Source organism: Nesterenkonia sandarakina (genome assembly GCF_014138825.1).
GTDB classification, from domain to species: Bacteria; Actinomycetota; Actinomycetes; order Actinomycetales; family Micrococcaceae; genus Nesterenkonia; species Nesterenkonia sandarakina.
Genome location: NZ_JACJIH010000001.1, coordinates 2,404,297 through 2,428,904, shown reverse-complemented (window position 1 = coordinate 2,428,904; position 24,608 = coordinate 2,404,297). Strand labels below are relative to the sequence as shown.

The following is a 24,608-nucleotide window of genomic DNA, read 5'->3' as shown; positions in this document are numbered from 1 at the left end:
TGGATTCCGCTCGGAACCAGTGGGGCGAGGGGTAGGTGCATTGGTGGTCATCGCTCAGCGCCCCTGAGGCCACCCCCCTAGCTGGAGAGGTCCTTGAAGTACCGTGCCACCGGCCACCTCTGGAAGCCGGCCGCCTCGCAGGTGCGCACCTCCGGATGAAGGCGGGTGCAGACCCAACCCACCACGGTGGAACCCTCCACCGCCTACCAGCTACTCTCCGCTCCACAGGGGAGGCACCCCCGGCTCGACGAAAACCGTGTTCACCCCAAGGTGACACGAGTGAAACATTCGTTTCGTACGGTGTGAAACATGGTTGCTACCCAGTCGCAGGAGACCACCGCCAAGCGCGGTTTCCAGATGCCGCATATCTACGTGATCCTCTTCGTGCTCTCCGCGCTGGCCGCACTGACCACGTACCTCATCCCGGCCAACGAGTTCCAGCGGGTCGAGGGACCTGACGGCAGGGAGGTCATCGACCCAGACTCCTATGAGCCCGTGGAGGCGAGCGCGACGTCGCTCCTGGAGTTCATCACCGCGGTCCCCCGCGGCCTGGTCGACGCCGGTGAGGTGGTGTTCTTCACCTTCATCATCGGTGGGGTCTTCATGGTCATCCGGCGCACCGGCATCATCGAGAACGCCCTGGACCGGCTGCTGCGTGCCTTCGCCAACCGCCGGCTGCTGCTGATCCCCGTGCTGATCACCCTGTTCGCCGCCCTGGCCTCTCTGATCGGCACCCAGGAACTGGCGCTGGTCTACATCCCGGTGCTCATCCCGGTCATCATCGCCTTGGGCTATGACTCCATGGTGGCGGTGGCGATCGCGCTGGTGGGCACAACGGCGGGCTTCACCTCCGGGGTGCTCAATCCGATCAACACCGGGCTGGCGCAGCAGATCGCCAGAGTCGAGACCTTCTCCGGGGCGGGGCTGCGCGGGGCGCTCTTCCTGGTGATGATCACGCTGGGCTCCTACTGGGTCATCCGCTACGCCCGCCGCATCGAGAAGGACCCCGCGAAGAGCCTGGTCTAGGGCGAGGACGTGGAGGCAGAGAAGCAGCGCCTCTACTCCTCGGGGGCCGAGGGAGAGGCCAAGCGGATGACCCGCCGGCAGAAGATCTCGCTGCTGCTCTCCGCCCCGGTCCTGGGGGTCACGATCTGGGGCGTCTCCTCCCAGGGCTGGTTCATGATCGAGATGGCCGGGATGTTCGTCCTGCTGATGCTGATCATCGGCCTGGTCAGCGGGCTGACCCCGTCCACGATCTCCAGCTCCTTCTCCGAGGGCATGCGCAGCGTGCTCGAGGGCGCCATCATCGTAGGCGTCGCGCGCTCCGTGGCGGTGGTCCTGGAAGACGGGCAGATCCTGGACACCATCGTGTACTCACTCGGCAACGCGGTCAGCGGGATGCCGGGTGAACTCGCCGCCGTCGGCATGTTCGCGGTGCAGACCGGCTTCAACTTCGTGGTGCCCTCCGGCTCCGGCCAGGCCGTGGTCACCATGCCGATCATGGCTCCGCTCGCGGACCTCCTGGAGGTCACCAGGCAGACCGCCGTGCTGGCGTTCCAACTCGGCGATGGGCTCACCAACATCCTCTACCCGACCTCCGGGTACTTCATGGCAGCCCTGGCCATCGGCGGGGTCCGGTGGGAGAAGTGGCTGAAGTTCTACCTCCCGCTCTTCGGGCTCTGGGTCGCCGTGGCACTCGCGTTCCTGGTCTTCGCCCAGATGACCGGCTGGAGCTAACGGCCCGCTGCTGGGCGCCTGCCACCCCGCGAGGGGAACACCGCATGCAGCAGCGGAATCAGAGAGATCCCCATCAGCACCGGCCCGAACAGGCTGCCCTGGGATTCCAGCAGCGCGCCGGTGACCAGCAGTCCGGTGAACAGCACCGCGGAGATCAGCCTCCTGCCGACCCGCTCCAACGCTGCGGTGCGCCGATCCAGCTCCGGGGTGCGCACCGCGATCCGGCCATCTTCCAACCTCTCGACGACGTCGGAGACTCGGCCTGGCAGCCGCAGAGCGGTCAGCGCGGTGTTCGCCACCTGCCGGGCGGCGTCCTGCACCGCGGGTCGGCCCTGGTCCCGGATCAGCTGCTCGGCGTAGGGCTCGATGGCGTCCCAGAGGTTGAATCGCGGGTCCAGGGTGCTGCAGACCCCGGAGATCAGCGAGACGGTGCGCAGCATCAGCAGGAAGTTCTCGGGCAGCTGGAACGGCAGCGAGCGGACCAGCTCGCCGAACTCATTGGCGAAGTCCCGGAACTCCCGCGGGTCGACCTCCTTGAGCTCGGCGAAGCCCATCCCGCCGAAGCGGGCGAAGAGCTGGGTCATCGCGCGTTCCAGCTCGGCGGTGTCCGCCGAGGGAAGCAGCACCCCCACCTCTTGGATCGCGTCGACCAGGCCCTTGCCGTCCCGCGAGGCCGCGGCGATGAACACCCGGCGCAGCCCGTCGCGCAGGGTGTCCGGGATCTCGCCCATCATCCCGAAGTCGATGAAGGTCAGGTGCCACGGAAGCGGCTGCCCCTCCCCGGGAACCCCCTCGGCTGCTGGTCCGGCCGCCGGGGGCGCGGCTGGCGGCGTCGTCGTCGTGACGAAGATGTTCCCGGGATGCGGGTCGGCGTGGAAGAACCCGTGCACGAAGATCTGATCGAACATCACGTTCGCGAACTGGGTGGCGACGGCGGTGGGGTCGATCCCCAGAGACCTCAGCCGCTCCACGTCATTGATCTTGATCGCGCTGACGTCCTCCAAGGTGAGGACCCGCCGCGTGGTGCGTTCCCACATCACCTCCGGGACCGAGACGCGCGGGTCCTGCGAGAAGTTCCCCGCGAAACGTTCCGCGTTGGCCGCTTCGTGGAGGTAGTCGATCTCCTCCAGACTGGTCGCGGCGAACTCTTCGACCAGGGCCGGGGCGTCCACCCGGTTGCTCACCAGTCGGAGCCGCGAGAGCCAGCGACCCACCCGGCGCAGCGCGGCCAGGTCGACGTCGACGATCTCACCGATCCCAGGGCGCTGGATCTTCACGACGGCGGCGCCGAATCCTGCCAGCTCAGCGTCCTGCGCGGTGGGCGTGGCCTGGTGCGCCTGACCCAGGGAGGCGGCGGCCAGCGGGGCGCCGTCCACGGCGGAGAACACCTCATCCAGCGGGGCTCCCAGTTCCTGCTCGGCGGCGGCCTGAATCTCGGCGAAGTCCACAGGACTGACCTCGTCCTGCAGCCCCTCCAGCTCCTTGGTGATCTCCGGCGGCAACACGTCTAACCGGGAAGACATGAACTGGCCGACCTTGATCATCAACCCGCCCAGATCGACCGCAAGCTTGTGGAAGCGCTGCGCGAGCCGCCGCATGCGCCGGGATCGCCCCGCGCCGGCCAGCCGAGACAGGCCGATGCGCGGCAGGAACAGCTCGAACCACCACACCTGCACCAGGTGAAGCGCGGCGAACCGCAGAATGCGGCGGTAGCGTGAGCGCAGCGTCTTGGCAGTGGGGCTCACTCGACGTCCCGGACGCCGCGACCGCGCTGGTCACCTGGTGCAAGCACGCCGTTCAGTCCTGGGCGAGGATGGCGTAGAGCTTCCGGCGCACCGCGTCGATCTCCTTCTCCGCCTGGTGGATCTGCTCCGGAGTCCCCGAGCGGCCCACCTGCGCGGCGGCCTGCGCGAGCTCCATCCCGGCCTTGGACAGGGTGCGCACCGCGTGGCCGCGATTCTCCGCGCCCTGCCATTGCGCCGGCCACTGGTCGGCGGCGGCTGCGGCTTCGCGTCCTTCCTCGGTCAGCGAATAGGTCTTGCGTCCACCCTCGGCCTCGGCGTGGATGAGTCCTTCATCGGCGAGCAGCTGCAGGGTCGGGTAGACCGAGCCGGGACTGGGCTTCCAGGCCCCTGCGCTGCGCTGCTCGATCTCGTGGATGATCTGGTACCCATGCATCGGGCGTTCCGCCAGCAGCACGAGAACCGCTGCACGGACATCACCTCGGCTCGCGCGCGGAGCGGATTTGTCTTTGAACGCCCCCCGCAGCTGATCCAGCGCGTCCCACAGGTCAGCCGGTGGGCCTCCTGGAGCTGGCCGGCGGTCTCCGAAGAACCCCCGGGCATGCGAGTCGCCTGTAAATGATCCAGTCATGACAGCCTCCTAAGCGCCGCACCCAGGGTGGGCCCGGTACAGGCTAACGATATATCGCCCGGCGCTGGGGCGTGAAGATGTGACGTCAGACCTCACGCCTGCTCACCCTTGGCCCAGGCGACGTCCTCCAGGGAGAGCTGCCGGGTCATGTCCTGAAGGAAACCGATGATCACCTCGCGCTCCGAGACGCTCAGCGCCGCGGCAGAGTGGAAACGCTTGGCCTGCTGCCGCCCGACGGTCTCCATCGCAGCGTCGGCCGTGTCTGGCGTGACCCGGACGGCGAAGGCGCGCCGGTCGGCCTGATTGACCTCGCGCGTTATGTGACCGCCCTGTTCCAGGCGGTTCAGCAGCTTGGTGGTCGACGCCGCCGAGATCCCCAGATGTGCGCCGAGCATCCCCGGGGTCACCGTGGTGCCGCGATTATGCGCCACGATCAGGTAGTGGATGGCGCGCATGTCCAACTGACTCAGCTTCATGTACCGCTGGGAGGCCTCAGACAGGTGCTCCTCAGCCGTCCGGAGCTCGGAGAGCGCCCGCATCAGTCGACCGATCTGCACAAGGTCCTCCGGGGACATCTCGGATCGATCCACGAGCCGTTGCTGCGGGTCGGTGGCATCGACCTCGTACAGGCGCTCTGATATGGGATCCGAACCGAACTCTCCTGCTGCCATGGTGACCACCTTACGACGCGGCAACGGCCCTCTCGAGGTTTATTATCCTGCGGTGTACTTTATCCCAATAGACAGTATATAGTTCCGGCAAGGAATTCGTCTCGTCAGGGGAGAAGAGCATGTCGCACACCGCCACCGACACCCGCAGGTCACCGCATCGAGGCGCGGGCACCCCGCGCGGTGAGCGCCCCTCCCGAAGCAGCGTTCCCCGGTGGCTGCGGGTCTTTCTGCCCGCGGCCCTGATCCTGCTCTGGCTCACCGGCACCGCCATCGGCGGCCCATACTTCGGCAGGGTCGCTGAGGTCTCCTCCAACGATCAGACGACGTACCTGCCGGAGTCCGCGGACGCCACCGCGGTCCAGGAGCTGTTGGGTGAGTTCAATGACTCCGACACCATTCCCGCCGTCGTCGTCGCCACCTCAGACTCGGAGCTCAGCGAGTCACAGCTGACCGCGATCGAGGACGCGATCGCGCAGCTGCCCGAGATCTCCGGGGTGCAAGATGACCTCTCCCCGGTCATCACCTCGGAGGACGGACTCGCGGTCCAGGCGTTCGTGCCGATCGGATCCGAGGAGGAACTCGGCGCCATCGTCGAGGAGATCTCTGAGACGCTGCGCGCAGACCTCCCCGACCTCGAGGTCTTCGTGACCGGTCCGGCCGGATTCACCGCGGACCTCGCCGCCGGCTTCGAGGGCATCGACGGCCTGCTCCTGGCAGTCTCTCTGGCCGCGGTCTTCTTGATCCTGATCGTGGTGTACCGGTCGCTGTTGCTGCCTCTGGCCGTGCTGGCCACGAGTGTCTTCGCACTCACGGTCTCGCTGCTGACCGTCTGGTGGCTGGCGTATGCGGACATCCTGCTGCTCAGCGGACAGACCCAGGGCATCCTGTTCATCCTGGTGATCGGCGCGGCCACCGACTACTCGCTGCTCTACGTGGCGCGCTACCGGGAGGCGCTGCGGGTCCACCAGGACAAGTGGACCGCCTCCTGGAAGGGCCTGCGCGGATCCTTCGAGCCGATCCTGGCCTCCGGAGGCACCGTCATCGCGGGCCTGCTGTGCCTGCTGCTCAGTGACCTGAAGTCGAACAGCACCCTGGGTCCGGTCGCCTCGATCGGCATCCTCTTCGCCATGGCCTCGGCACTGACCTTCCTTCCCGCGATCCTGTTCATCCTTGGGCGCGCAGCCTTCTGGCCCCGCCGCCCCCGGTTTGAGCCCGAGGTCGTCGCCGCTGAGGACGGGATCGACAGTCACGGCATCTGGGCTCGCACCGGGCGCGCCGTGGAACGACGGCCGCGCCGGATCTGGATCGCCACGACCCTGGTGCTGCTCCTGGGCGCCGTGGGCGTCACGCAGCTCGACGCGCAGGGGGTGCCACAGTCGGAGCTGGTGCTGGGCGAGTCCCAGGCGCGCGACGGCCAGGTCGCCCTGGGCGAGCATTTCCCAGGCGGCTCCGGCAGTCCTGCCTACGTGGTCACCGAGGAGGACTCGCTGCAGAGCACCGCTGATGTCCTGCTGGAGAACAACGGGGTCGACGGGGTCACCGTGGTGACCGACGACGACGCCGGCTCCGCCCCGGTGGACGCCGAGGGGGTCAGCGCCTTCGGCCCTCCCGGGACGCCTACCCCCGAGCCTCTCGTGATCGACGGCTCGATCATGCTCCAGGCCACCCTGACCGAGGCCGCGGATTCCGCCGCCGCACAGGACACCGTCCGCGAGCTGCGGGACAGCTATGCAGACGCAGACCCCGAGGTGCTGGTGGGCGGGGTGACCGCCACCGCGATCGACACCAACGACGCCGCGATCGATGATCGGAACCTGATCATCCCGCTGGTGCTGGTCGTCATCCTGCTCATCCTGATGATGCTGCTGCGCTCGGTCCTCGCCCCGGTGCTGCTGGTGCTCACGACCGTGCTGTCCTTCGCCACGGCGCTGGGGGTCTCAGCACTGGTGTTCAACGGGGTCTTCGAGTTCCCGGGCGCCGATCCCACCGTGCCGCTCTACGGCTTCGTGTTCCTCGTCGCGCTGGGCATCGATTACAACATCTTCCTGATGACCCGGGTGCGGGAAGAGTCGCTGAGCCACGGGACGCGCCGCGGGGTCATCCGTGGGCTGACCGTCACGGGAGGCGTGATCACCTCGGCTGGGATTGTGCTCGCGGCGACCTTCGCGGCGCTCTCGGTGATCCCGATCCTGTTCCTGGTGCAGATCGCGTTCATCGTGGCCTTCGGCGTCCTGCTGGACACCTTCCTGGTGCGAGCGCTGCTGGTGCCCGCCCTGGTGCACGACATCGGACCAGCGGTCTGGTGGCCGTCGAAGCTCGCGAAGGGTGACCGGGGAGGCTCCGATCAGAGGCTCAGGTCTGGCACCGCGGGGAATTGATCCCACGCATCCTCGCCGTGCGGAGCCAGTTCCAGGTAGCTGAGCCGGTCATCGTCGATGAACAACAACAGTGACGCCTCCGGGTGCTCGGCGCTCAGCACAACGCTCCTGCCACCTTTCGACGTCCGACCGCGCCCGTCCTCCAGTTCGATCGACGGGCAGGCGTCGCACACGCAGCCCGGGCCCGCCAAGGTGGCAGGGATGGACCGGCGCCAGCGTTCGCGCGAGGCGGCAGGCACAGGTTGGTCACCTCCCGAGGGAAGGGCGTTCTCGATCATGAATCTCAGCACGTCTCGCTCGCGCTCGGTGAGAGGTCGTCCCATATCCGGATCATAGGGTGTTGCGGCGCTGCGAACCTCTGCCGACCCGAGGAATCTCGCGTGAAGCCGGTTCAGGCCCGTGACACCCAATAGGGACTTTAGTCCCTGTCCATGGTCAGGCTGCGGTGATTGACTGCGTGAAGGAAGCAGGATTCAGGTCTACAACAGCAGAGCCGCCCTCGGTGTGTCTCCTTGCACCGGATAGGACCCCGAGGGCAGTAAGGGACATCCGTCATGCCCGTCTATCTCACCGTTGATCACCGTTGCTTCACCGCGAGGCTGGCCGCTCAGGCGCGCCAGGATCCGGGCCTCGCCCCGCCTCGTGCTGCCCAGGCAAGCGCCGTCGTCGTCGCTGCGCGGGCTGGAACTCTGGCTGGAATGCTGGCTGGCGCGCGGGCTGGAACACCAGGAGGTGTCTCCCATGCAGACTGAGATTGAGGCCGTATTCAACGTCGCTGAGTCCTATGCCGCCCACGGCAGCGTCCTCTTCGCCTACGCCCTGAACACTCTGGGAGACCGCGAGGAGGCCGAGGACTGCGTGCGGGAGACCTTCGTCCGCGCCTGGAGCCGCAATGATGAGCACACCAGCCCTCCGGGTTCGGTGCGGACCTGGTTGTTCGGCATCTCCCGGCACCTGATCACCGATTCCCTGCAGGAACGCGCTGCACATCCGGACCCCACGAACTCGCGGGGGGTCGACCTCGCGCCCGGGCAGGATGCCGCGTCGAAGCAGGGTGCCGGAGCCAAGGAGCAGTCCGTGTTCGAGCAGCAGGCTGCTTCCGCGAATCCTGCTGTCCCTGAGCAGCAGGCTGCCCCAAAGCAGGCTGCCGCGGAGCAGACGGCAGAGGACCCGGCTGTGGCGGAACGGCTGCTGCTCTGCGAGTCACTCGCCACACTCACACCCGATCAGCGCGAAGTCCTCTCCGCGGTCCAGCTGGACGGCAGGAGCTACCAGGAGCTCTCGGAGACCACCGGGGTCCCCATCCCGATCCTGCGGATGCGGATGTACGAGGGACTGAAAGCACTGCGCGCAACACTGGGAAGCGATTCGCCGGTCCCCCGGGACTGAACACCGTGTTGCTGGCGCTCTCCCCTCTCGAGCCACCCAGGGGTGAGTTCTCGGGGGCGTACGTGGCGACTTTGGTCTCCTCGTGCCCGGCCCCGGGCCCGGGGACCTGAGGCTCTCAGGGGTGTACGTGGCGACTTTGGTCTCCTCGTGCCCGGCCCCGGGGAACCTGAGGCTCTGCGATCCCCAGCACCCTAGGACAGGTCACCGTGGTGGATCACGTGGGAACTTTCGTCTCCACGTGATCCACCACTGAGAGACTTTCGTCCACACGGGATGCTGCTCGACGGTCGGACTCCCCGACCCGTCGTCGACCGCCTTCGACTGCGCCGTCAGCTCGCCCATCTGGAAGACTCATGGGCATCGAAGAGATGACGGAGGGGAAGGCGTTGACATCCATGCTCGATCGCACCGCCTGGATCGGGTCGGAGGTCTTCTCTCCCCCGGTGCTGGTCGCGGCGATGCTGGCCTCATTGGCCGTGGTCACCGATCCTCGCTGGGCGCTCACCACTGTGATCTCAGTGTTCGCGTTCGCCGTGGTTCCCCAAGGGGTGGCTATCGCGATGACGCTGCGAGGGCGCGCCAGCGACAAGTTCATCATCCACCGACACCAGCGCCACCTGTTCTACGGGATCGTCATGGCCTCGACTCTGTTGGGCGCCGCCGCCACGGCGCTGGTCACCGAGAGCACCTGGGTGAGATGGACATGCGTCATCGCCGTCGGGCTGGTGATGATGGTCGCCGCGATCAACCTTGTCTTCAAGATCAGCCTCCACGGGCTGATCTCCGCGCTTTCCGCCGTGGTGATCGCCAGCGCATTCTCCTGGTGGGTGCTTCTGGTGAGCATCCCGGTCTGGGCGCTGGTGATCTGGTCTCGGGTCTACCTGCGCCGTCACTCGGCAGGCGAGGTGGCCGCCGGCTCGGCGCTCGGCTTCGCAGCGGCCGCGGTGTTGCTGGCAGCGGCCGGGATCCCGATGCGCATCACCTGATCCACGTGCCCAACCACCCATTCCGAGGTGAAGGGACCTGTCCTCAGCAGCCAGCGGTGCAGGATCGCACCGAGCAGAAGCTCCGCCGCCAGCTCCGGCACTGGGAAGCCGGCCTTCTGAAACCTCTCGGCAACTGCCTCGAACTGCGGTCGCCAGAGGCGCTCGCGATACTGATCCGCCAGTTGCTGATCGGTCTGGATGCTGGCAGTCACGGCCCGCAGCAGCGGCTCGACGGCGGGGTCGGTGAGCTCATGGACTGTGTCAGTCACCAGGGATTCCAGATCCGCCCGAAGTTCGCCGGCATCGGGCACCAGGACGGACCCGTCCGCGTCCTGACTGCGAGCGAGCAGGGCGTCGAAGACGATGTCCCCCGGCGAGGACCAGGTGCGGTAAAGCGTCTGCTTGCTGACTCCTGCACGCCCCGCAATACCCTCCATGCTGAGCGCGCCGATGCGCCCAGTTCCGGCGAGCGCAAGGACTGCCGCGTAGACCTTGCTTCGAGTTTGCGTGCGAGCCATACACCCACTCTAGTCGGCCAAACGAGACGGTGCGTCCAGTTTCGGAGTATTCTGGGGCCATGACCTCACAGAAGACGTGGCTCATCACCGGCGCCGGCCGGGGCTTGGGCCGTGCGATCACGCTCGCCGCCCTGGACGCGGGGCACTCCGTAGTCGCCACCGTGCGCGGGACGCACGACCTCCCGGTATCCGATCAGCTCCTGGTGCGCGAGCTCGATGTCCGAAACCGGGCCGACGTCCTCCTGGTCGTAGAGGACACCATCGGGAGGTTCGGCAGCCTCGACGTCGTCGTGAACAACGCCGGCTACGGGCTCATCGGCGCGGTGGAGGAGATCAGCGAGGGCGAAGCACGAGAGATCCTCGACACGGACCTTCTGGGACCACTGTGGGTCTCTCAGGCTGCGATCCCGGTGATGCGCCGACAGGGAGGCGGTCACATCGTTCAGATCTCCACCGTCGGGGCCGCTGGGACCATGCCCACCTTGGGGCTCTACAACGCTGCCAAGTGGGGGCTGGAAGGTTTCAGCGAGGCGATGGCAGCGGAGGTCGCACACTTCGGGATCCGGGTGACGGTCGCCGAGCCCGGCGCCATCGCCACTGATTGGGCGGGGAAGAGCATGCGGTTCAGCTCCCCGGTCCCTGCCTATGACGAGCTGCGCGAGAGTCTCTTTGGCAGCCCGATCGTGCCCTGGCCCGCCAGCGAGACCGATGACGGCGCCAGCGACGGCACCCCGGCCTCGGAGATCGCGGCCGCCCTGCTGGCCCACGTGCAGGATCCCGAGGACACCCGGCTGAGGCTGCTCCTCGGGGACGACGCCCCCGGACAGGTTCGGGCGGCACTGGATCTGCGGCTCCGGGACTACAGCCGAGACCCACGGTTCGACTGACCCGCCGCACCCCCATCCTGCGTGGTTGAGTTCTCCTGTCGGTACGTCACCGCCGGAGAACTCAACCACGGGGGTGGAACGCGGGTGGAACCGCGGTGGGGCGGTGGATCGGCGATTGTCGTCTGATCAGCTCTTCGGCAGCGGCGCCTTCGGAGAGATCAGCCCCTCCTGGACCAGCTCCTCCCAGAACGCGCCGGGGATCTTCACCGACAGTGCGGCGATGTCCTCCGAGATCCGGCCAGGTCGGCTCGAGCCCGGGATCACGGCCACGCTGGCGGGGTGCGCGGTGGAGAACTGCAGCGCGGCGGCCTTGAGGTCGACCTCGTGGCGGGCCGCCACGTCAGTGAGTGCTGCGACCTGATCCTTCACCGACTGCGGCGCCTCGGCGTAGTCGAAATGATCCCCGCCCAGCAGGGCTCCGGAGTTATACGGGCCACCCACGATGATCCCCACACCCTGGGCCTCCGCTCGGGGCATCATCCGCTCGAGGGCCTTCTCGTGCTGAAGGATCGTGTACTGGGTGGCGGAGAGGCTCACATCCGGCGGGGTCTCATCGAGCTGCATGGCCAGCTCGATGGGCTCGGTGGTATTGACCCCGAGCCCCCATCCCTTGATCAGGCCCTGCTCGCGCATCTCGGTCAGCACCCGGAAGGCCCCGGTGCGGGCCTCTTCGAACTTCGCGAGCCACTGGTCTCCGTGGAAGTCCCGGGAGATGTCGTGGACGAAGACAAAATCGATCCGGTCCGTGCCCAATCGCTGCATGGACTGCTCCAGAGACTTCCGGGTGGCCTCCGCGGTGTAGTCCGTGACGACCTTGTTGCCGCGACCGTCCGCGAAGAGCCCCTCCTTCTCTTCGGTCTCCTCCGAGATGTAGCGCCCGACCTTGGTGCTGAGCACGAACTCATCCCGCGGCTTCTCACCCAGGGTGGCACCTAGTCGCTTCTCGGCGAGCCCGGCGCCGTAGAACGGGGCCGTGTCGAAATACCGGATGCCAGCCTCCCAGGCGGCTTCGACGGTGTCCCGGGCCTCTTCCTCAGGAATGTCACGGAACATGTTGCCCAGAGGCGCGGTGCCGAATCCGATGGTGTTGTCCAGCAGCTGGTGCAGCTCGCTCATAAGATCAGAAGTCCTCACTATCGGCGGTGTTTCTCTCCCCGGGGGAACACCCTCGGCGCCGGGGTTTATTTCATCGCGCACCGGCCGGCCGTATCTTGGGTTCCATGACACCCAGCACCTGCTGGACCGCTGAGTCCGGCGCAGGCGAGGAGCTCCTGCTCCTGCACCCCGGTGGCACCGACTCAGCGGCCATGCGCGAACTCGCGGAACACCTCACCGGCTACCACCAGGTGGTCCTGGACCGCCCCGGGCACGGCCGCTCAGCGGACGTCGACGGGGACTGGTCCTTCGCGATGATGGCGGACGCCGTGGCGGAGGTCCTGCATAGGCATCCGACTCGGACCCACGTCGTGGGGTGGAGCGACGGGGCGATCGTGGGGCTCTACCTGGCGCTGCGACGGCCCGAGCTGGTGCGCAGCCTCGTCTTCGGTGGGGCGGTCTTTCACCATTCCGGCTGGCGTCCGGGGGTGCTGGACGGGGAGCCGCCGGAGTTCATGCGGGAGGCCTACGGCGCGGTCTCCCCGGACGGAGTGCAGCACTGGGACGACGTCGTGCAGAAGGCCCGGGAGCTGCACCTCCGGGAGCCTGATCTCACGGTGGCGGACCTTCACGGTGTCAGCATCCCGGTGCTCATCGTGGTCGGTGACGATGATCAGGTGCAGTGGGGGCACCTGATCGAGATGCTTGAGGCGCTGCCCGACGGCGAGCTCGCCGTGCTCCCGCGCACCACCCACGGGGCGATCGTCGAGAAGCCCGCGCTGCTCGCCCAGTTGATCCGCGAGTTCCACCGCGGGGACCGCGACGACGGCGTCGCCCCGCTCCGTCGGCGCGTCTGAGACCGGTCTGACCTGCTGGGATCCTACCTCTGGCCGCATAGTCGATACGATGGTCCGTCAGGGGTGCGGCCTGTCTCCCGCTCCTTCCGCACTCGGCAGATCCTAGGGGCCTGATGTTCCAGAGAAGCGCTCCCGCTGCGGGGTCCAGCACGCGATGCCTCCAGATCGATGGCCACGCCGTGGATGTCCGCGGAACCTTCTCCCCGCGGCGACCCGCGATCGTCATGGTCCACGGGCTGGGGATGTCCGGAGAGTATTTCCTGCCCCTCGCCGACGAGCTTGCCGCCACCCACGACGTCTATGCCCTGGATCTTCCGGGATACGGCGGGACTCCGAATCCGGACCATGCGCTGAACATCTCTGAGCTCGGCGAGGTGGTGGCCGGAGTGGTCCTCACCCTGGGCCTGGATCGCCCCGTCGTCGTCGGGCATTCCATGGGGTGTCAGATCGCCGCAGACGTCGTCGCGGCCGACCCAGAGCTGTTTGCCGGGTACATCCTGATCGGGCCCACCGTGGATCCGTCGGCGCGCAGCCTCCTGGGCCAGAGCGCGCGACTCATGCGGGACACGTGGCGCGAACCGCTGCGCAATAACCTCGTGGTGTTCCGCAACTACCTGCGGATGGGCCCGCTGCGCTACCGGCGCACGGTCCGGCATATGCTCGCGGACCGCACCGAGGATTCGATCCGCGCCTGCACGATCCCTGGGCTGGTGATTCGCGGCGAGCAGGACCCGATCGCCTCGGCGCCATGGGCCCGGCAACTGGTGGACCTTGCCCCTGATGCTGCTCTGCTGGAGATCCCCGAGGCCCCACATGCCCTGCAGATCAGCCAGGCCCAGCAGCTCGCGTCCGGGTGCGCCCCGTTCCTGGCAGCCATCGACGGCGCTCGGCCGGGCCCGCAGCCCACGGCACCCGCCGCGTGACCCGGCTTCCGCCCACCGATCCCCCTGCCGGGGCGGCGCGCCTGCGCCTGCGCGCGGCCACCGAGCTGGGGCTCAACCTGAGCGCCTGGGGCCGGGACTATGCCTACGCGCTGCGCCGGCAGGCCTCCGGGCTGCTCCGCAGACCTGACCCGCAGGCCTACCGGCAGCCGGAGTCACCGCGGCCCCCGGTGCTGCTGCTTCCGGGGATCTATGAGGCCTGGGCGTTCATGCTTCCGGTGGCCAATGTGCTGCGGGAGCAGGGCTATGACGTGCACGCCGTCGTCGACCTGGGGTACAACGGCGGCAATCTCGAAGACATGGCGGATCTGGTCGATGAGTACCTCCGCCGCGAGGGGCTGACGCGCTGCGTGCTGGTGGCGCACAGCAAGGGAGGGCTGATCGGCAAGCTGCTGCTCACCCGGCACGCCCAGTCCGATCTGCTGCTCGGTCTGGTCACGATGAACACCCCGTTCGAAGGGTCACCGCTGGCGCGCGCGCTGCCGCTTCCCGCACTCCGGCTCTTCCTGCCGCGCTCCCCCGAGCTCGCCGAGCTGGACGCCCACCGCGAGGTGGACCAGAGGATCGTCTCGATCTATGGGCGCTTCGATCCGCACATCCCCGGTGGCAGCCGGCTGCCCGGAGCCCGCAACGTGGAGCTGGGCACCCGCGGACATTTCCTGCCCCTGGGTGATGCCCGGGTGCACCGGGCGGTGCTCGACGGGGTCCAGCAGCTCGGGGGCTGAGATTCCCGTTTAACCTCGCCCCTTGCCCACCCGTGTGAAGATGGGATGCCCAGCGGCCATCACCTGGGTGGGAGCGCGGAAGCAAGCAGCTCGAGGATATGTCGGTAGGGCTGACCGGTCGCTCGAGTCATTCCGATCTCACAGGTGCGATTAGTGGAGGCATGCGCCGCTGCCTTCAGGTCATTCACCTCGACAGCGTGGGCCCTCGTGGCTGATTCCGTCAGCTCAGGGTGCAGCATGCCCCGATCGCCCGCGAAAGCGCAGCAATCCCACGCTTCCGGCACGTGGACTTCGCTCGCGACCGCATGAGCCAGCTCATCCAAGGCGTAGTTCACGCCGAGCCGGGTGGAGGAACAGGTGGGGTGCAGGGTCAATGAACTGATTGGTTGCGCAAGAACCGTTCCGCGCGCCCGCAGGGCTGGCAAGAGCCGGTCTGCGGTGAAGGTGATCGCATCAAGCACCTGTATTCGGCGCTCCCGCAAGCCAGATGAGGCGATGAGCACCTCGAGACCCTCTGTACAGGAGCTGGCATCACTGACCACCGGGAGCCTGCCTCCGTCTGACGCTTCCCAGAGCGCATCTGAGACTGCGCGACGCATGTGCTCATAGCCGGCACTCATCCCTTTCGACTTCCAAGGCGTGCCGCAGCACAGCGCAGGTATCGACTCCGGCGTGCGCAGGCGAACGCCTGCCACCTCACAAAGCCGTTGGAAGGCTTCCCCCACGCCCCTGCAGCTCCGCGTCTCCTGCTGCTCATCTGGAGAACCAAACATGGTCTGGGTGCAGCTGGAGAACCAGACGGCTTCGGCCTGTGGGTCGCGGAGAACGAGACGGCGCTGACCCCCTCCCGGCAGGTCCGCAGTCCACCCCGGAACACCCTCGTGGCCGAGGATGCTCCGCGCCATGTTCGAACCGACACGGGGAAGCGCTGCCGGCACTGCCCCAGCTGCGCTCAGAGCAAGGGAACCTGCTTGAGTCGCGAAGCCCCAGTGCGCGGCAGCGGCCCTCCATGCCCGCTGCTGCGGGGCAGAGCTGGTCTCTTCACGCAGCCGGCGCACCAGGTCACCCGTATTGATGAATACCGGGCAGGCAGTCTCACACATCCCATCCGCAGCGCAGGTCTCAAGGGCGTCGTACTGATACTCCTCACGGAGCGTGCGTGCGAGCGTCTCGTCACCGGCCGCCTCGGCTCGGGCGATCTCTCTGCGCAGCACGATCCGCTCCCGCGGGGTCGTGGTCAGCCGACGGCTGGGGCATACGGGTTCGCAATATCCGCATTCCACGCATCGGTCCACCTCTTCCTCGACTGCGGGCGAGGTCTTGAGATGTTTCAGATGTGCTTGGGCATCCTCGGTCAGGAGCACCCCTGGGTTCAGCATCTGCTGCGGATCGACAAGGGCCTTCACCCGCTGCATCACGGAGTAGAGCTGGTCCCCCACCTGGCGCCGGACGAACGGCGCCATGATCCGTCCGGTGCCGTGCTCCGCCTTCAAGGTGCCACCGCGCGCCAAGACGCACTCCACCATGTCTTCGGTGAATGCGGCGTAGCGGTCCACATCAGTCGCTGGGCCCGCTCCGAAGGACTCTGTGACCATGAAATGGATGTTCCCATCCTTGGCATGGCCGAAGATGACCGCGTCGTCGTAGCCGTGCTTGGCGAAGAGCTGGTTCAGCGCCTCGCAGGTCTCTCCCAGCCGCTCTACTGGAACTGCGATGTCTTCCAGGAGCGCCGTGGTCCCCTGAGGCCGATTGCCCGCGACGGCGGTGAAGAGACCTTTTCGGGTATGCCAGAACGCCGCGCGGCGTCCGGCGTCCGTGGTCAGCTGCGCCGGGATGGTCAGTGGGAGACGTGTCCACAGGTCAGCGGCTGAGTCCAGCCGCGCCTGCAGCGCGGGCTCATCGGCTTCCTGGAATTCCACCAGCAGCGCGCAGTGGTCCTTGACGGTGAGCGTCGTGATCTCCTCCGGTGACTTCGGATCTCGCTGAGAGACGCGCAGGCTTGTGGCGTCCATGAGCTCCACCGTCACGAGCTTCGCCGCCACCAGTTCCGGCAGACTGGCGGTCGCCCTGGCCAGGTCGGGGAAGATCAGAAGGCCGGTGGCGGCGTGGGGCCTGATCTTCACGGTCCGGAAGGTGGCTTCGGCGAGGAAGGCGAGCGTGCCTTCACTCCCGATGACCAGGTGTTCCAAGATCCGCACCGGTTCCGTGTGATCCAGGAAGGAGTTCACCCCATAGCCCATCGTGTTCTTGATGGAGTAGAGCTGATTGATCCGGCGCACCGATTCCGCGTCGGCTCGGAGCTCATCCCGCAGTGCCACCAGGCCTGCGTACAGCTCCGGTTCAGCGGTGGCGAGCTCAGGACCGGCGTCCGCCTGAGACGTGTCCACCACAGTGCCACTGGGGAGCACGAACACCGATGAGTCAAGCGTTTTGTACGTGTTCGCCTCGATCCCACAGGCCATCCCGGAGGAGTTGTTCGCCACGATCCCTCCGATGGTGCACGCGATCTCACTCGCGGGGTCCGGACCCAGCTTCCGACCGTGACGCTGCAGCCGGGCGTTGACCTGCCGCAGAACGGCCCCCGCGCCGCAGCGAACACGGGCGCCGTCGTCGAGCACCTCGATGGAGCCGAAGTGGCGCCGGACGTCGACCAGCACATTCTCGGTGACCGCCTGGCCGGACAGACTCGTCCCGCCCGAGCGGAAGGTGACCGCAGCGCCCACCCGGTGGGCCGCCCGCAGCAGCCCAGCCACCTCGGTGATGGAGTTGGGCCGCACCACAGCCTGTGGCGTCATCAGATAATGCGAGGCATCATGAGCCGAGGCCAGCCGGTCCGTTGCCCGGACGCCGACCTCCCCAACCACGCTTCGCAGCGTGTCGACGAGGCCGGCGGGGGTCTCCGCCAGCGTGGACAGAGGCGTTCGCAGCGCTGGGCTCATGGCGTCGCCCGACCTCAGAGCCGTTGAGCCTTGAGCTCTTCGGCGATGTAGTCAGCCTGTCGAATGGCCAGGGCCACGATCGTCAGCGTCGGGTTCGCAGCTGCACCTGTGGTGAAAGCTGATCCGTCTGAGACGAACAGGTTCGGCACGTCGTGGGAGCGTCCCCAGCCGTCGACCACGCCGTCCTCGGGGCGCGCGCTCATTCGTGCCGTGCCGAGGTTGTGCGTGGAGGGGAACGGCGGAGTCCTGTGCGTGGACTGCGCTCCGACGGCGTTGTAGATCCGCTCGCCTGCCGAATAGGCGTGCTCACGCATCGCGATGTCGTTGGCATGGTCGTCGTAGTGGACGTTGGGAACAGGGAGCCCATTCTCGTCCTTGAGCGTGGTGTTGAGCGTGACCCGATTCGACTCCTGCGGCATATCCTCTCCCACGATCCACATGCCCGCGGAATTCGTATACGCATCCAGAAGCTTTGCGAAGTCCGGGCCCCACGAACCTGGTTCAACGAACGCCGCCATGAAGGCGGGGCCCAGGGAGATGGTCTCCAGGTAGTAGCCGCCTGCGAACCCACGGTCCGGATCGAAGAGCGATTCGTCCCCGATCATGCCGGCCATGGTCTCGCCGCGGTACATCCGAACCGGCTTGTCGAAATGACCCCAGACGGTGCCCGTCAGGTGGCGCATGTAGTTGCGACCCACCTGTCCGGAGGAATTGGCAAGACCATCCGGGAAGCTCGGGGTCGCGGAGAGCAGCAGCAGCCGCGCCGTCTCGATCGAGTTGGCCGCCACATGGACCGTCCTCGCCGCCTGCCGGTGGAGATTTCCCTCCTTGTCCAGGTACAGCACGGCGTCGGCTCGACCCTGGGCGTCATGGGTGATCTGGACTGCCTGAGAGTCTGGGCGCAGGTCCAGCAGCCCGGTCTCCTCCGCGCGCGGGATCTCCCGGACCAGGGTGGACCACTTGGAGCGGTTCTTGTCGCCCTGAAAATTGAAGCCATCCTGGATCGAAGCGGGGCGTCCGTCGTATTCCTCTGCGTTGGTCGCATAGGGACCGGTGGCGTAGAACTTATAGCCTGCGCGCTCGGCGCCGTTGGCGAACACCTTGTAGTTGTTGTTCCCCGGCAGCGGCGGGCGGCCGTGGACATGGGTCGACCCCATCGCCTTCTCCGCGCGGTCGTAGTACGGCGCAAGGTCCTCCAGCCCGATCGGCCAGTCCAGCAGGTTGGCATCATCGACCCTGCCGTAGACGCTGCGCGCCTTGAACTCGTGACTCTTGAAGCGCGGGGTCGCTCCGGACCAGTGCGTGGTGGTCCCACCCACCGCTTTGACGATCCATGCCGGAAGGTTGGGGAAGTCGCGGGCGACCCGCCAGGAGCCCGAAGTGGTCCTCGGGTCCAACCACGCCATCTGGTTGAAGGACTCCCACTCATTGTTCACATAGTCGTCGTGAGTGAGGTAGGGCCCTGCCTCGAGCACCACCACGGGGATGCCCTTGGCGGTGAGCTCGTAAGCAAGAGTCCCCCCGCCGGCACCCGAGCCGATGATCACGACGGCGTCCTCGTCCTGGTCGATGCTGTGCTCGGTGACGCTTCGCCCTGGTCCGTGATTCTCGCTGTCGGTCGGCATCACTTCTTCACCTCTTCCATGTCCGAGCTCGTAGCGCCCGGTTGATTCGTGCTGTCCGTCCGGTGTCCTTCGGCCGCCGGCCGCGGCACCCGCGCAGCACCCGGCGCTGCTTCCGGCATCGTCTCCCCCTCGGGGAACTCGATCCGTGGATCCGGCAGCCAGTCGAGGTCGTTGAAGCCTCGTGTGACATAGCCGCCCTGATCGAAGGAGGCACCCTCATAACCCAGCGCCGCCCATACTTCGGCGTCGTCATAGAGGTTCAGCACGGCGGTGCGGCGGACGAAGCCGAAGAACTCGGTGCCTTCCACCCGGCGCAGCACCCGAAGGGCCGCAGCATCGTCGAGGGTTCGGAAATCGCCGTCGGCGAGCTGGTTCAAGGACAGCAGACCCTGGGTCAGGGCGACCCGGAACCAGGTCTCGTTCTGAGCCTCGGTCAGGATGGTGTCCGCCGTGCGCTCGTAGGGACCGTCAGGGACCGCTTCATGGGGGAACGCGACGCGCAACACCCGGATCAGGGTCTGCCGGGCCTCCTCAGTCATCTCGGTGGCGTTGAGAGAGGGGTACTTGGCGGGAAAAACCATCCGGAACTCCTTAGGCAGTTCAACGTCGTCGCGGAACCCTGAACCTTCCCCCGGTAGCGGGGTCGGCGGGTGCTGCGACCTCATTGCTCCTTCACGGTATGTGATGTGTGACACTATGAAACAGGCGGATTCTCACTCCACGAGAAAGCCACGTCGAAAGACGTCAACACCCGTCCCAAAAGAGGCGCGATGCCCGATATCGCCGTGATCCACCGGACGTTCTCCGTGCTGGAGGCCGTCGCAGCCTCCGGAAGCGCCACCGCACGTGAGGTTGCGGACCGCCTGGAGATCCCCCTCCCCAGCGTCTACCGCCTCCTCAATGAGCTGGTGAAGACGCAGTATCTGGTTCACCTCAAGGACGACGGGTGCTTTGAGCTTGGACCCAAATGCTTCGACCTCGGACTGTCATTCCGCCAACGCCTGGTCGCACCCTCAGCGATCAGGCAGGCGACCGACGAGCTGCATCGCACGATGGAGACCGCTTCATATTTCGCGGTCTACCGGGGATCGGACATCGTGCTCACGTACCTCTCCGACTGCGAGAAGCATCCGCGGCTGCGGCCGCTGCGCTTCGGCTTCCATGAGGCAGCTCATGCCACCGCCTTCGGGAAGATCTTGTTGTCCGGAATGACCGCCGAGCAGCGACTCTCATACATCCAGGCCCGCGGAATGCCCATACTCACCCCGCACACCATCGCCCGCCACGACCTGCTCGACGAGCACCTCGACGCCGTCTCCACCCGAGGAATCGCCTGGGAGCACGAGGAGTTCCTTCCCCGGACCACATGTGCGGCAGTCCCGGTGCGCAATGGCAGCGGGCTCAACGTCGGAGCGATTGCGCTGAGCATGCCTTCCCGGCGCGCCGCCGGGATCGAAGCGCAGATCGAAGCCGCGCTGCGAGAGTATGCCGGTCGGTGCAGCCGTTACATGCGCTCAGGCTGACGCGGATTCTCATTCGGCGAGAACGCCTCTGTCATTCGATGTTGGCTGCGTCACAGACTGTGCTCATCATCCAGATGTGAGGAGCACTGATCATGAGTCCACAGAAGAGGGTAGCCGTCGTCACCGGCGCTGGTCGGGGAATCGGCCGTGGGATCGCGGAACGGCTGGGACGAGATGGGCTGCACGTCGTCGTCGCAGATCTTCCCGGGATGCAGGAAGCAGCCGCTGAGACCGTCGATTCGATCACCAGAGAAGGTGGTGCCGCGAGCGCCGCCGAGGTGGACGTCACCGACGAGGCCTCCACCGAGGCTCTGGTCAGGTCTGCGGTCGACACCGGAGGATCGCTCGATGTCTTCGTGGCCAACGCCGGAATCGCTCAGGTCCAGTCGCTGCTGGACTATTCGGTAGAGGACTTCGAGAAGGTCATGGACGTCAACGTCAAGGGCGTCTTCCTGTCCTACCGCGCCGCCGCCCGCCAGATGATGGAGCAAGACTCCGGGGGCAAGATCATCGGCGCCGCTTCGATCGTGGCCTTCCGGCCTTTCGCGCTGCTCTCTCCGTACTCGGCGAGCAAATGGGCGGTGCGCGGGCTGACTCAGGCAGCCGCCATGGAGTGGGCCAAGTACGGCATCACGGTGAACGCCTACGGCCCCGGGATCGTGGGCACTGCGATGTGGGATCTCATCGATGAGAAGCTCGCGGAGGCGGAAGGACTCAACAAGGGTGAGGCGATCAAGAAGTACGCCGGAGACATTCTTCTTGGCCGCGTATCGGTGCCTGACGACGTCGCCAGCCTGGTCTCGTTCCTCGCGTCCGGAGATTCTGACTACATCACGGGACAGACGATGCTGGTGGACGGTGGGATGCAGTTCTCGTGAGGCTTGACCATGGACCGCGCGCACTCAGCGCGGACTGACAACACCTGCAGGAACCAGAGGAAAGGACGAAGAACATGATCCTGATCGTCGTGAAGTTTGAAGTGAAACCCGAGTTCGCGGAGCAGTGGCCTGATATCACCCGCGATTTCACCGAGGCGACCCGTGCCGAACCAGGGAACAAGTGGTTCGACTGGTCCCGAAGCCTGGAGCGCCCGAATGAGTATGTCCTGGTCGAGGCCTTCGACGACGACGGGGCCGAGCCGCACGTAAAGTCCGCACATTTCCAGACGGCGACCGCCCCTGGCAGCCCGATGCACCAAGCCCTGGTCTCGACGCCCAAGATCATCTCTCGCCAGGTTGATGGCGAGGGGTGGGATGAGATGGGCGAGATGAAGGTCAGCTGAGATTCGGGCGTGCTTCGCACCGCGGGCGAGTCGGACCACACTTTTTTCGCCCCGGTGCGAACTGTTTTTCGTCCTTGAAACCTGGTCTTCTGCCAGGGTGCGAGGAGTAGTCTGCGAGCGTCCAGCCAGGCTCGGACCGACCCCCAGGAGATGAGCATCATGCGTGCAGCACGCTTCCACGATCGCAAAGACATCCGTATCGAAGACATCGACGAACCCCAGCTGAAACCGGGACACGTGGCCATCGACGTCGCCTGGTGCGGGATCTGCGGCACTGATCTGCATGAGTATCTGGAAGGCCCGATCTTCGTCCCGGCGCATGGACACCCGCACCCGCTCTCCGGCGAGTCCGCGCCGGTCACGATGGGCCACGAGTTCTCCGGCACGGTCACCGAGGTGGCGGGCGACGTCGACGATCTCAGCCCCGGCCAGAAGGTGGTGGTCGAGCCCTACATCCTTGGAGACGATGTGGAGGTCAAGCCCGGAGTGGACTACCAGCTCTCACCGAATATGAACTTCATCGGCCTCGGCGGGCGCGGGGGCGGACTCAGCGAGAAGATCGTGGTGGAACGCCGCTGGGTGCACCCGATCGCGGACCACGTCGCCTTGGATCACGCCGCACTGATCGAACCGCTCGCCGTGGGCCACCACGCCTTCATCCGGTCCGGGGCCAAGGCTGGGGATGTCGCGATCGTCGGCGGCGCCGGACCCATCGGCCTGCTCACCTCCGCGGTGCTCAAGGCTGAGGGACTCACCGTCTTCGTCTCGGAGCTCTCCGAGGCGCGCAAGGACAAGGCCCGGGAGACCGGGGTGGCCGATGAGGTCTTTGATCCGCGCGAGGTCGACGTCGCCGCGGAGGTCCGCAGCCGCACCGAGGGCCGCGGGGCCGACGTCGGCTTCGAATGCTCCTCCGTGCCGGTGGTCCTGGACATGCTCCTGGACGCGGTGCGCCCCGCCGGGACCATCGTGAACGTCTCGATCTGGGGCCACAAGCCGGAGGTCGACATGCCAAAGCTGGTGCTCAAGGAGATCGCGCTGCTGGGCACCATCGGTTACGCCAATGATCATCGGCGCGTGATCGAACTGGTCGAGCAGGGCAAGATCGACCTGGGTCCGTTCATCACCGGTCGGATCGGTCTCGACGGACTGGTCTCCGAGGGGTTCGATCAGCTGATCAACAACAATGAAGAACACGTCAAGATCCTGGTGAACCCCCGAGCCTGACCAGCCTGCGGGTTCATTCCGGGCTCGGCCTGACCCTGCCCGCAGCTGCGGGGTCAGCCTGTGGGGTCAGGCCTGCGCGCCGGGCCTCAGCGGCGAACCCCGTGGTAGGAAGAGCTATGACTCCTGTGCCTGCCGTGCTGGTCTTCGACGTCAACGAGACGCTCTCCGACATGCGGCCCCTCGCTGCCGCGTTCGAGGCAGCCGGGCTGCCAGCCGGCGCGGCGTCGTTGTGGTTCTCAGAGGTACTCCGCGACGGGTTCGCGCTGACCACCACCGGGGTGAATCCGGACTTCGTCACGCTCGCCCGGGATGGGCTGGACCGCCGCCTGGCAGCGACTTCCGAAACGCGGGACCGCGCCGCAGAGGTGGATCGCATCCTGGAGGTCTTCAAGCATCTGGACCTTCACCCAGACGTCGCGCCAGGCGTCACCGCCTTGAGCCGGACCGCGGAGCTGGTGACGCTGAGCAACGGCTCCGCGGCGATCGCGGAATCCCTGCTGGAATCCGGCGGTGTGCGCGGGCGCTTCGCGCAATGCCTCAGCGTCCAGGACGCACCCCGGTGGAAGCCTGCTCGGGAGGCCTATGACTACGCCGCGCAGCAGACCGGCCGGGCGGCGCAGGAGCTGATGCTAGTCGCGGTGCACCCCTGGGACATCCACGGGGCCGCCGCCGCCGGGCTCCGGACAGCTTGGATCAACCGGACCGGGGCCGCGTATCCAAGCTACTTCCAGGCTCCGGAGATCGAAGCAGAACACCTGGTCGGTCTCGCGGAGATCCTCACAGCGACCGAGGACTGAACACGCGGCGACCGCTCAGCGCAGCACCCGGAGCTTCTCCTGCAGGCCCAGCTTCACGGTGGGCCATTCGCGATCGATGATGGAGAAGACGACGACGTCTCGGATCGTTCCGTCACGCCAGAGGTCGTGATTGCGCAGCACCCCATCCTGCTTTGCCCCCAACGCGGCGATCGCTGCACGGGATCGTCGGTTGTGCCAGTGCGTGCGGAACTCCACGGCCACGCAGTCCAGTGATTCAAAGACGTGCGTCAGAAGCTGCAGCTTCACCTCGGTGTTCAGGCCCGTTCCCTGCGCGCTGGCACTGATCCAGGTAGAGCCGATCTCCAGACGCCGGTGCTCCGCCCGAATGTTGAGCAACATGGTGACGCCTACTGCGGCTGAGTCGCTGGTTCGGCGGATCACCCATGGCACGACGTTGCCCGCAGCGTGAGCCTGGAGGCGCCGCTCGATGTCCACTCGCATTTCCTCGGGCTCCGGTATACGGGCGTACCAGAGCTGGTGGAGATCGCCGTCCTGGACTGCCTCGGTGAGTTCCGGAGCATGCGCCAACGACAGCGGTTCCAAGGAAGCAAGGGAGCCCGTAAGTGTGGGGGTGCTGAGGAAGTCCATACTTTCAGGCTAATGACCCGCAGACACGCGTTCCAGGAGACCCGCACCGAGA

The 24,608-nt window shown here is 66.6% G+C and carries 22 protein-coding genes and 1 pseudogene; 13 read left to right on the top strand and 10 right to left on the bottom strand.

The window, feature by feature from the left end; genetic code table 11:
* Nucleotides 1-309: 309 nt before the first annotated feature.
* Nucleotides 310-1,737: pseudogene (locus tag HNR24_RS14120) on the top strand (YfcC family protein).
* On the opposite strand, the gene HNR24_RS11030 reads toward HNR24_RS14120, so the two are convergent.
* From HNR24_RS11030 to HNR24_RS11020, 3 genes are all read right to left on the bottom strand, one after another.
* A complete protein-coding gene (locus HNR24_RS11030; protein ID WP_182495771.1) occupies nucleotides 1,734-3,482 on the bottom strand; it encodes an ABC1 kinase family protein in 1,749 nt (582 codons plus the stop codon). The pseudogene HNR24_RS14120 and the gene HNR24_RS11030 sit on opposite strands and share 4 nt — an antisense overlap.
* A gap of 52 nt (nucleotides 3,483-3,534) precedes the next feature.
* A complete protein-coding gene (locus HNR24_RS11025) occupies nucleotides 3,535-4,110 on the bottom strand; it encodes a PadR family transcriptional regulator (protein ID WP_182495770.1) in 576 nt (191 codons plus the stop codon).
* A 92-nt stretch (nucleotides 4,111-4,202) separates the two neighbouring features.
* Nucleotides 4,203-4,781 (bottom strand): MarR family winged helix-turn-helix transcriptional regulator, encoded by a 579-nt coding sequence (locus HNR24_RS11020; RefSeq protein ID WP_182495769.1) that lies wholly within the window; start codon nucleotides 4,779-4,781, stop codon nucleotides 4,203-4,205.
* A gap of 119 nt (nucleotides 4,782-4,900) precedes the next feature.
* On the opposite strand from HNR24_RS11020, the gene HNR24_RS11015 reads away from it, so the two are divergent.
* The gene (locus HNR24_RS11015; RefSeq protein ID WP_182495768.1) at nucleotides 4,901-7,159 is read left to right on the top strand and encodes an MMPL family transporter; all 2,259 of its coding nucleotides are present in this window, start codon (nucleotides 4,901-4,903) and stop codon (nucleotides 7,157-7,159) included.
* On the opposite strand, the gene HNR24_RS11010 is transcribed toward HNR24_RS11015, so the two are convergent.
* Nucleotides 7,126-7,437: a hypothetical protein gene (locus HNR24_RS11010; RefSeq protein ID WP_182495767.1), complete on the bottom strand. Its 312-nt coding sequence runs from the start codon at nucleotides 7,435-7,437 to the stop codon at nucleotides 7,126-7,128. The genes HNR24_RS11015 and HNR24_RS11010 overlap by 34 nt on opposite strands.
* Nucleotides 7,438-7,900: 463 nt before the next feature.
* On the opposite strand from HNR24_RS11010, the gene HNR24_RS11005 reads away from it, so the two are divergent.
* Together HNR24_RS11005 and HNR24_RS11000 are read left to right on the top strand one after the other, a co-directional pair.
* Entirely contained in the window at nucleotides 7,901-8,548 is a 648-nt protein-coding gene (locus HNR24_RS11005; RefSeq protein ID WP_182495766.1) for an RNA polymerase sigma factor, read from the top strand.
* Nucleotides 8,549-8,943: 395 nt separating this feature from the next.
* Nucleotides 8,944-9,534 carry a hypothetical protein gene (locus HNR24_RS11000; protein ID WP_182495765.1) on the top strand — a complete coding sequence of 197 codons (591 nt, stop codon included), beginning with the start codon at nucleotides 8,944-8,946 and terminating at the stop codon, nucleotides 9,532-9,534.
* Here HNR24_RS11000 and HNR24_RS10995 read toward each other — a convergent pair.
* A complete protein-coding gene (locus HNR24_RS10995; RefSeq protein ID WP_182495764.1) occupies nucleotides 9,438-10,052 on the bottom strand; it encodes a TetR-like C-terminal domain-containing protein in 615 nt (204 codons plus the stop codon). The two genes, HNR24_RS11000 and HNR24_RS10995, sit on opposite strands and share 97 nt — an antisense overlap.
* A gap of 59 nt (nucleotides 10,053-10,111) precedes the next feature.
* On the opposite strand from HNR24_RS10995, the gene HNR24_RS10990 reads away from it, so the two are divergent.
* The gene (locus tag HNR24_RS10990; protein ID WP_182495763.1) at nucleotides 10,112-10,939 is read left to right on the top strand and encodes an SDR family NAD(P)-dependent oxidoreductase; all 828 of its coding nucleotides are present in this window, start codon (nucleotides 10,112-10,114) and stop codon (nucleotides 10,937-10,939) included.
* Between the two features lie 126 nt (nucleotides 10,940-11,065).
* Here HNR24_RS10990 and HNR24_RS10985 read toward each other — a convergent pair whose 3' ends face one another.
* Nucleotides 11,066-12,055 carry an aldo/keto reductase gene (locus tag HNR24_RS10985; protein WP_182495762.1) on the bottom strand — a complete coding sequence of 330 codons (990 nt, stop codon included), beginning with the start codon at nucleotides 12,053-12,055 and terminating at the stop codon, nucleotides 11,066-11,068.
* A gap of 104 nt (nucleotides 12,056-12,159) precedes the next feature.
* Here HNR24_RS10985 and HNR24_RS10980 point away from each other — a divergent pair, with 104 nt between their 5' ends.
* The 3 genes from HNR24_RS10980 (at nucleotide 12,160) to HNR24_RS10970 (ending at nucleotide 14,557) form a co-directional block, all read left to right on the top strand.
* Nucleotides 12,160-12,891: an alpha/beta fold hydrolase gene (locus HNR24_RS10980; RefSeq protein ID WP_182495761.1), complete on the top strand. Its 732-nt coding sequence runs from the start codon at nucleotides 12,160-12,162 to the stop codon at nucleotides 12,889-12,891.
* 113 nt (nucleotides 12,892-13,004) lie between these two features.
* The gene (locus HNR24_RS10975) at nucleotides 13,005-13,814 is read left to right on the top strand and encodes an alpha/beta fold hydrolase (RefSeq protein ID WP_182495760.1); all 810 of its coding nucleotides are present in this window, start codon (nucleotides 13,005-13,007) and stop codon (nucleotides 13,812-13,814) included.
* Nucleotides 13,811-14,557: an esterase/lipase family protein gene (locus HNR24_RS10970; protein WP_310735434.1), complete on the top strand. Its 747-nt coding sequence runs from the start codon at nucleotides 13,811-13,813 to the stop codon at nucleotides 14,555-14,557. The genes HNR24_RS10975 and HNR24_RS10970 overlap by 4 nt, the downstream gene beginning before the upstream one ends.
* Nucleotides 14,558-14,616: 59 nt before the next feature.
* Here the strand turns inward: HNR24_RS10970 and HNR24_RS10965 are convergent, their stop codons facing one another.
* From HNR24_RS10965 to HNR24_RS10955, 3 genes are read right to left on the bottom strand one after another with little or no spacing between them, the layout of a single operon-like run.
* Entirely contained in the window at nucleotides 14,617-17,496 is a 2,880-nt protein-coding gene (locus tag HNR24_RS10965) for an FAD-binding and (Fe-S)-binding domain-containing protein (RefSeq protein ID WP_058887770.1), read from the bottom strand.
* Nucleotides 17,497-17,510: 14 nt separating this feature from the next.
* Nucleotides 17,511-19,121: a GMC family oxidoreductase gene (locus HNR24_RS10960; RefSeq protein WP_058887771.1), complete on the bottom strand. Its 1,611-nt coding sequence runs from the start codon at nucleotides 19,119-19,121 to the stop codon at nucleotides 17,511-17,513.
* Nucleotides 19,121-19,702 (bottom strand): hypothetical protein, encoded by a 582-nt coding sequence (locus HNR24_RS10955; RefSeq protein WP_058887772.1) that lies wholly within the window; start codon nucleotides 19,700-19,702, stop codon nucleotides 19,121-19,123. Before HNR24_RS10955 ends, HNR24_RS10960 begins: the two co-directional genes overlap by 1 nt.
* A 189-nt stretch (nucleotides 19,703-19,891) precedes the next feature.
* On the opposite strand from HNR24_RS10955, the gene HNR24_RS10950 reads away from it, so the two are divergent.
* The 5 genes from HNR24_RS10950 (at nucleotide 19,892) to HNR24_RS10930 (ending at nucleotide 23,947) form a co-directional block, all read left to right on the top strand.
* Nucleotides 19,892-20,644, top strand: a complete 753-nt coding sequence (locus HNR24_RS10950) for an IclR family transcriptional regulator (RefSeq protein ID WP_058887773.1) — start codon at nucleotides 19,892-19,894, stop codon at nucleotides 20,642-20,644.
* A gap of 92 nt (nucleotides 20,645-20,736) precedes the next feature.
* The gene (locus HNR24_RS10945) at nucleotides 20,737-21,522 is read left to right on the top strand and encodes an acetoin reductase (protein WP_083504632.1); all 786 of its coding nucleotides are present in this window, start codon (nucleotides 20,737-20,739) and stop codon (nucleotides 21,520-21,522) included.
* A gap of 74 nt (nucleotides 21,523-21,596) precedes the next feature.
* Entirely contained in the window at nucleotides 21,597-21,926 is a 330-nt protein-coding gene (locus tag HNR24_RS10940; RefSeq protein WP_058887775.1) for a putative quinol monooxygenase, read from the top strand.
* Nucleotides 21,927-22,085: 159 nt separating this feature from the next.
* A complete protein-coding gene (locus tag HNR24_RS10935; RefSeq protein WP_058888126.1) occupies nucleotides 22,086-23,150 on the top strand; it encodes a 2,3-butanediol dehydrogenase in 1,065 nt (354 codons plus the stop codon).
* 116 nt (nucleotides 23,151-23,266) lie between these two features.
* Nucleotides 23,267-23,947 (top strand): haloacid dehalogenase type II, encoded by a 681-nt coding sequence (locus tag HNR24_RS10930; RefSeq protein WP_058887776.1) that lies wholly within the window; start codon nucleotides 23,267-23,269, stop codon nucleotides 23,945-23,947.
* A gap of 15 nt (nucleotides 23,948-23,962) precedes the next feature.
* Here HNR24_RS10930 and HNR24_RS10925 read toward each other — a convergent pair whose 3' ends face one another.
* Nucleotides 23,963-24,556 carry a GNAT family N-acetyltransferase gene (locus HNR24_RS10925; RefSeq protein WP_058887777.1) on the bottom strand — a complete coding sequence of 198 codons (594 nt, stop codon included), beginning with the start codon at nucleotides 24,554-24,556 and terminating at the stop codon, nucleotides 23,963-23,965.
* Nucleotides 24,557-24,608: the final 52 nt, after the last annotated feature.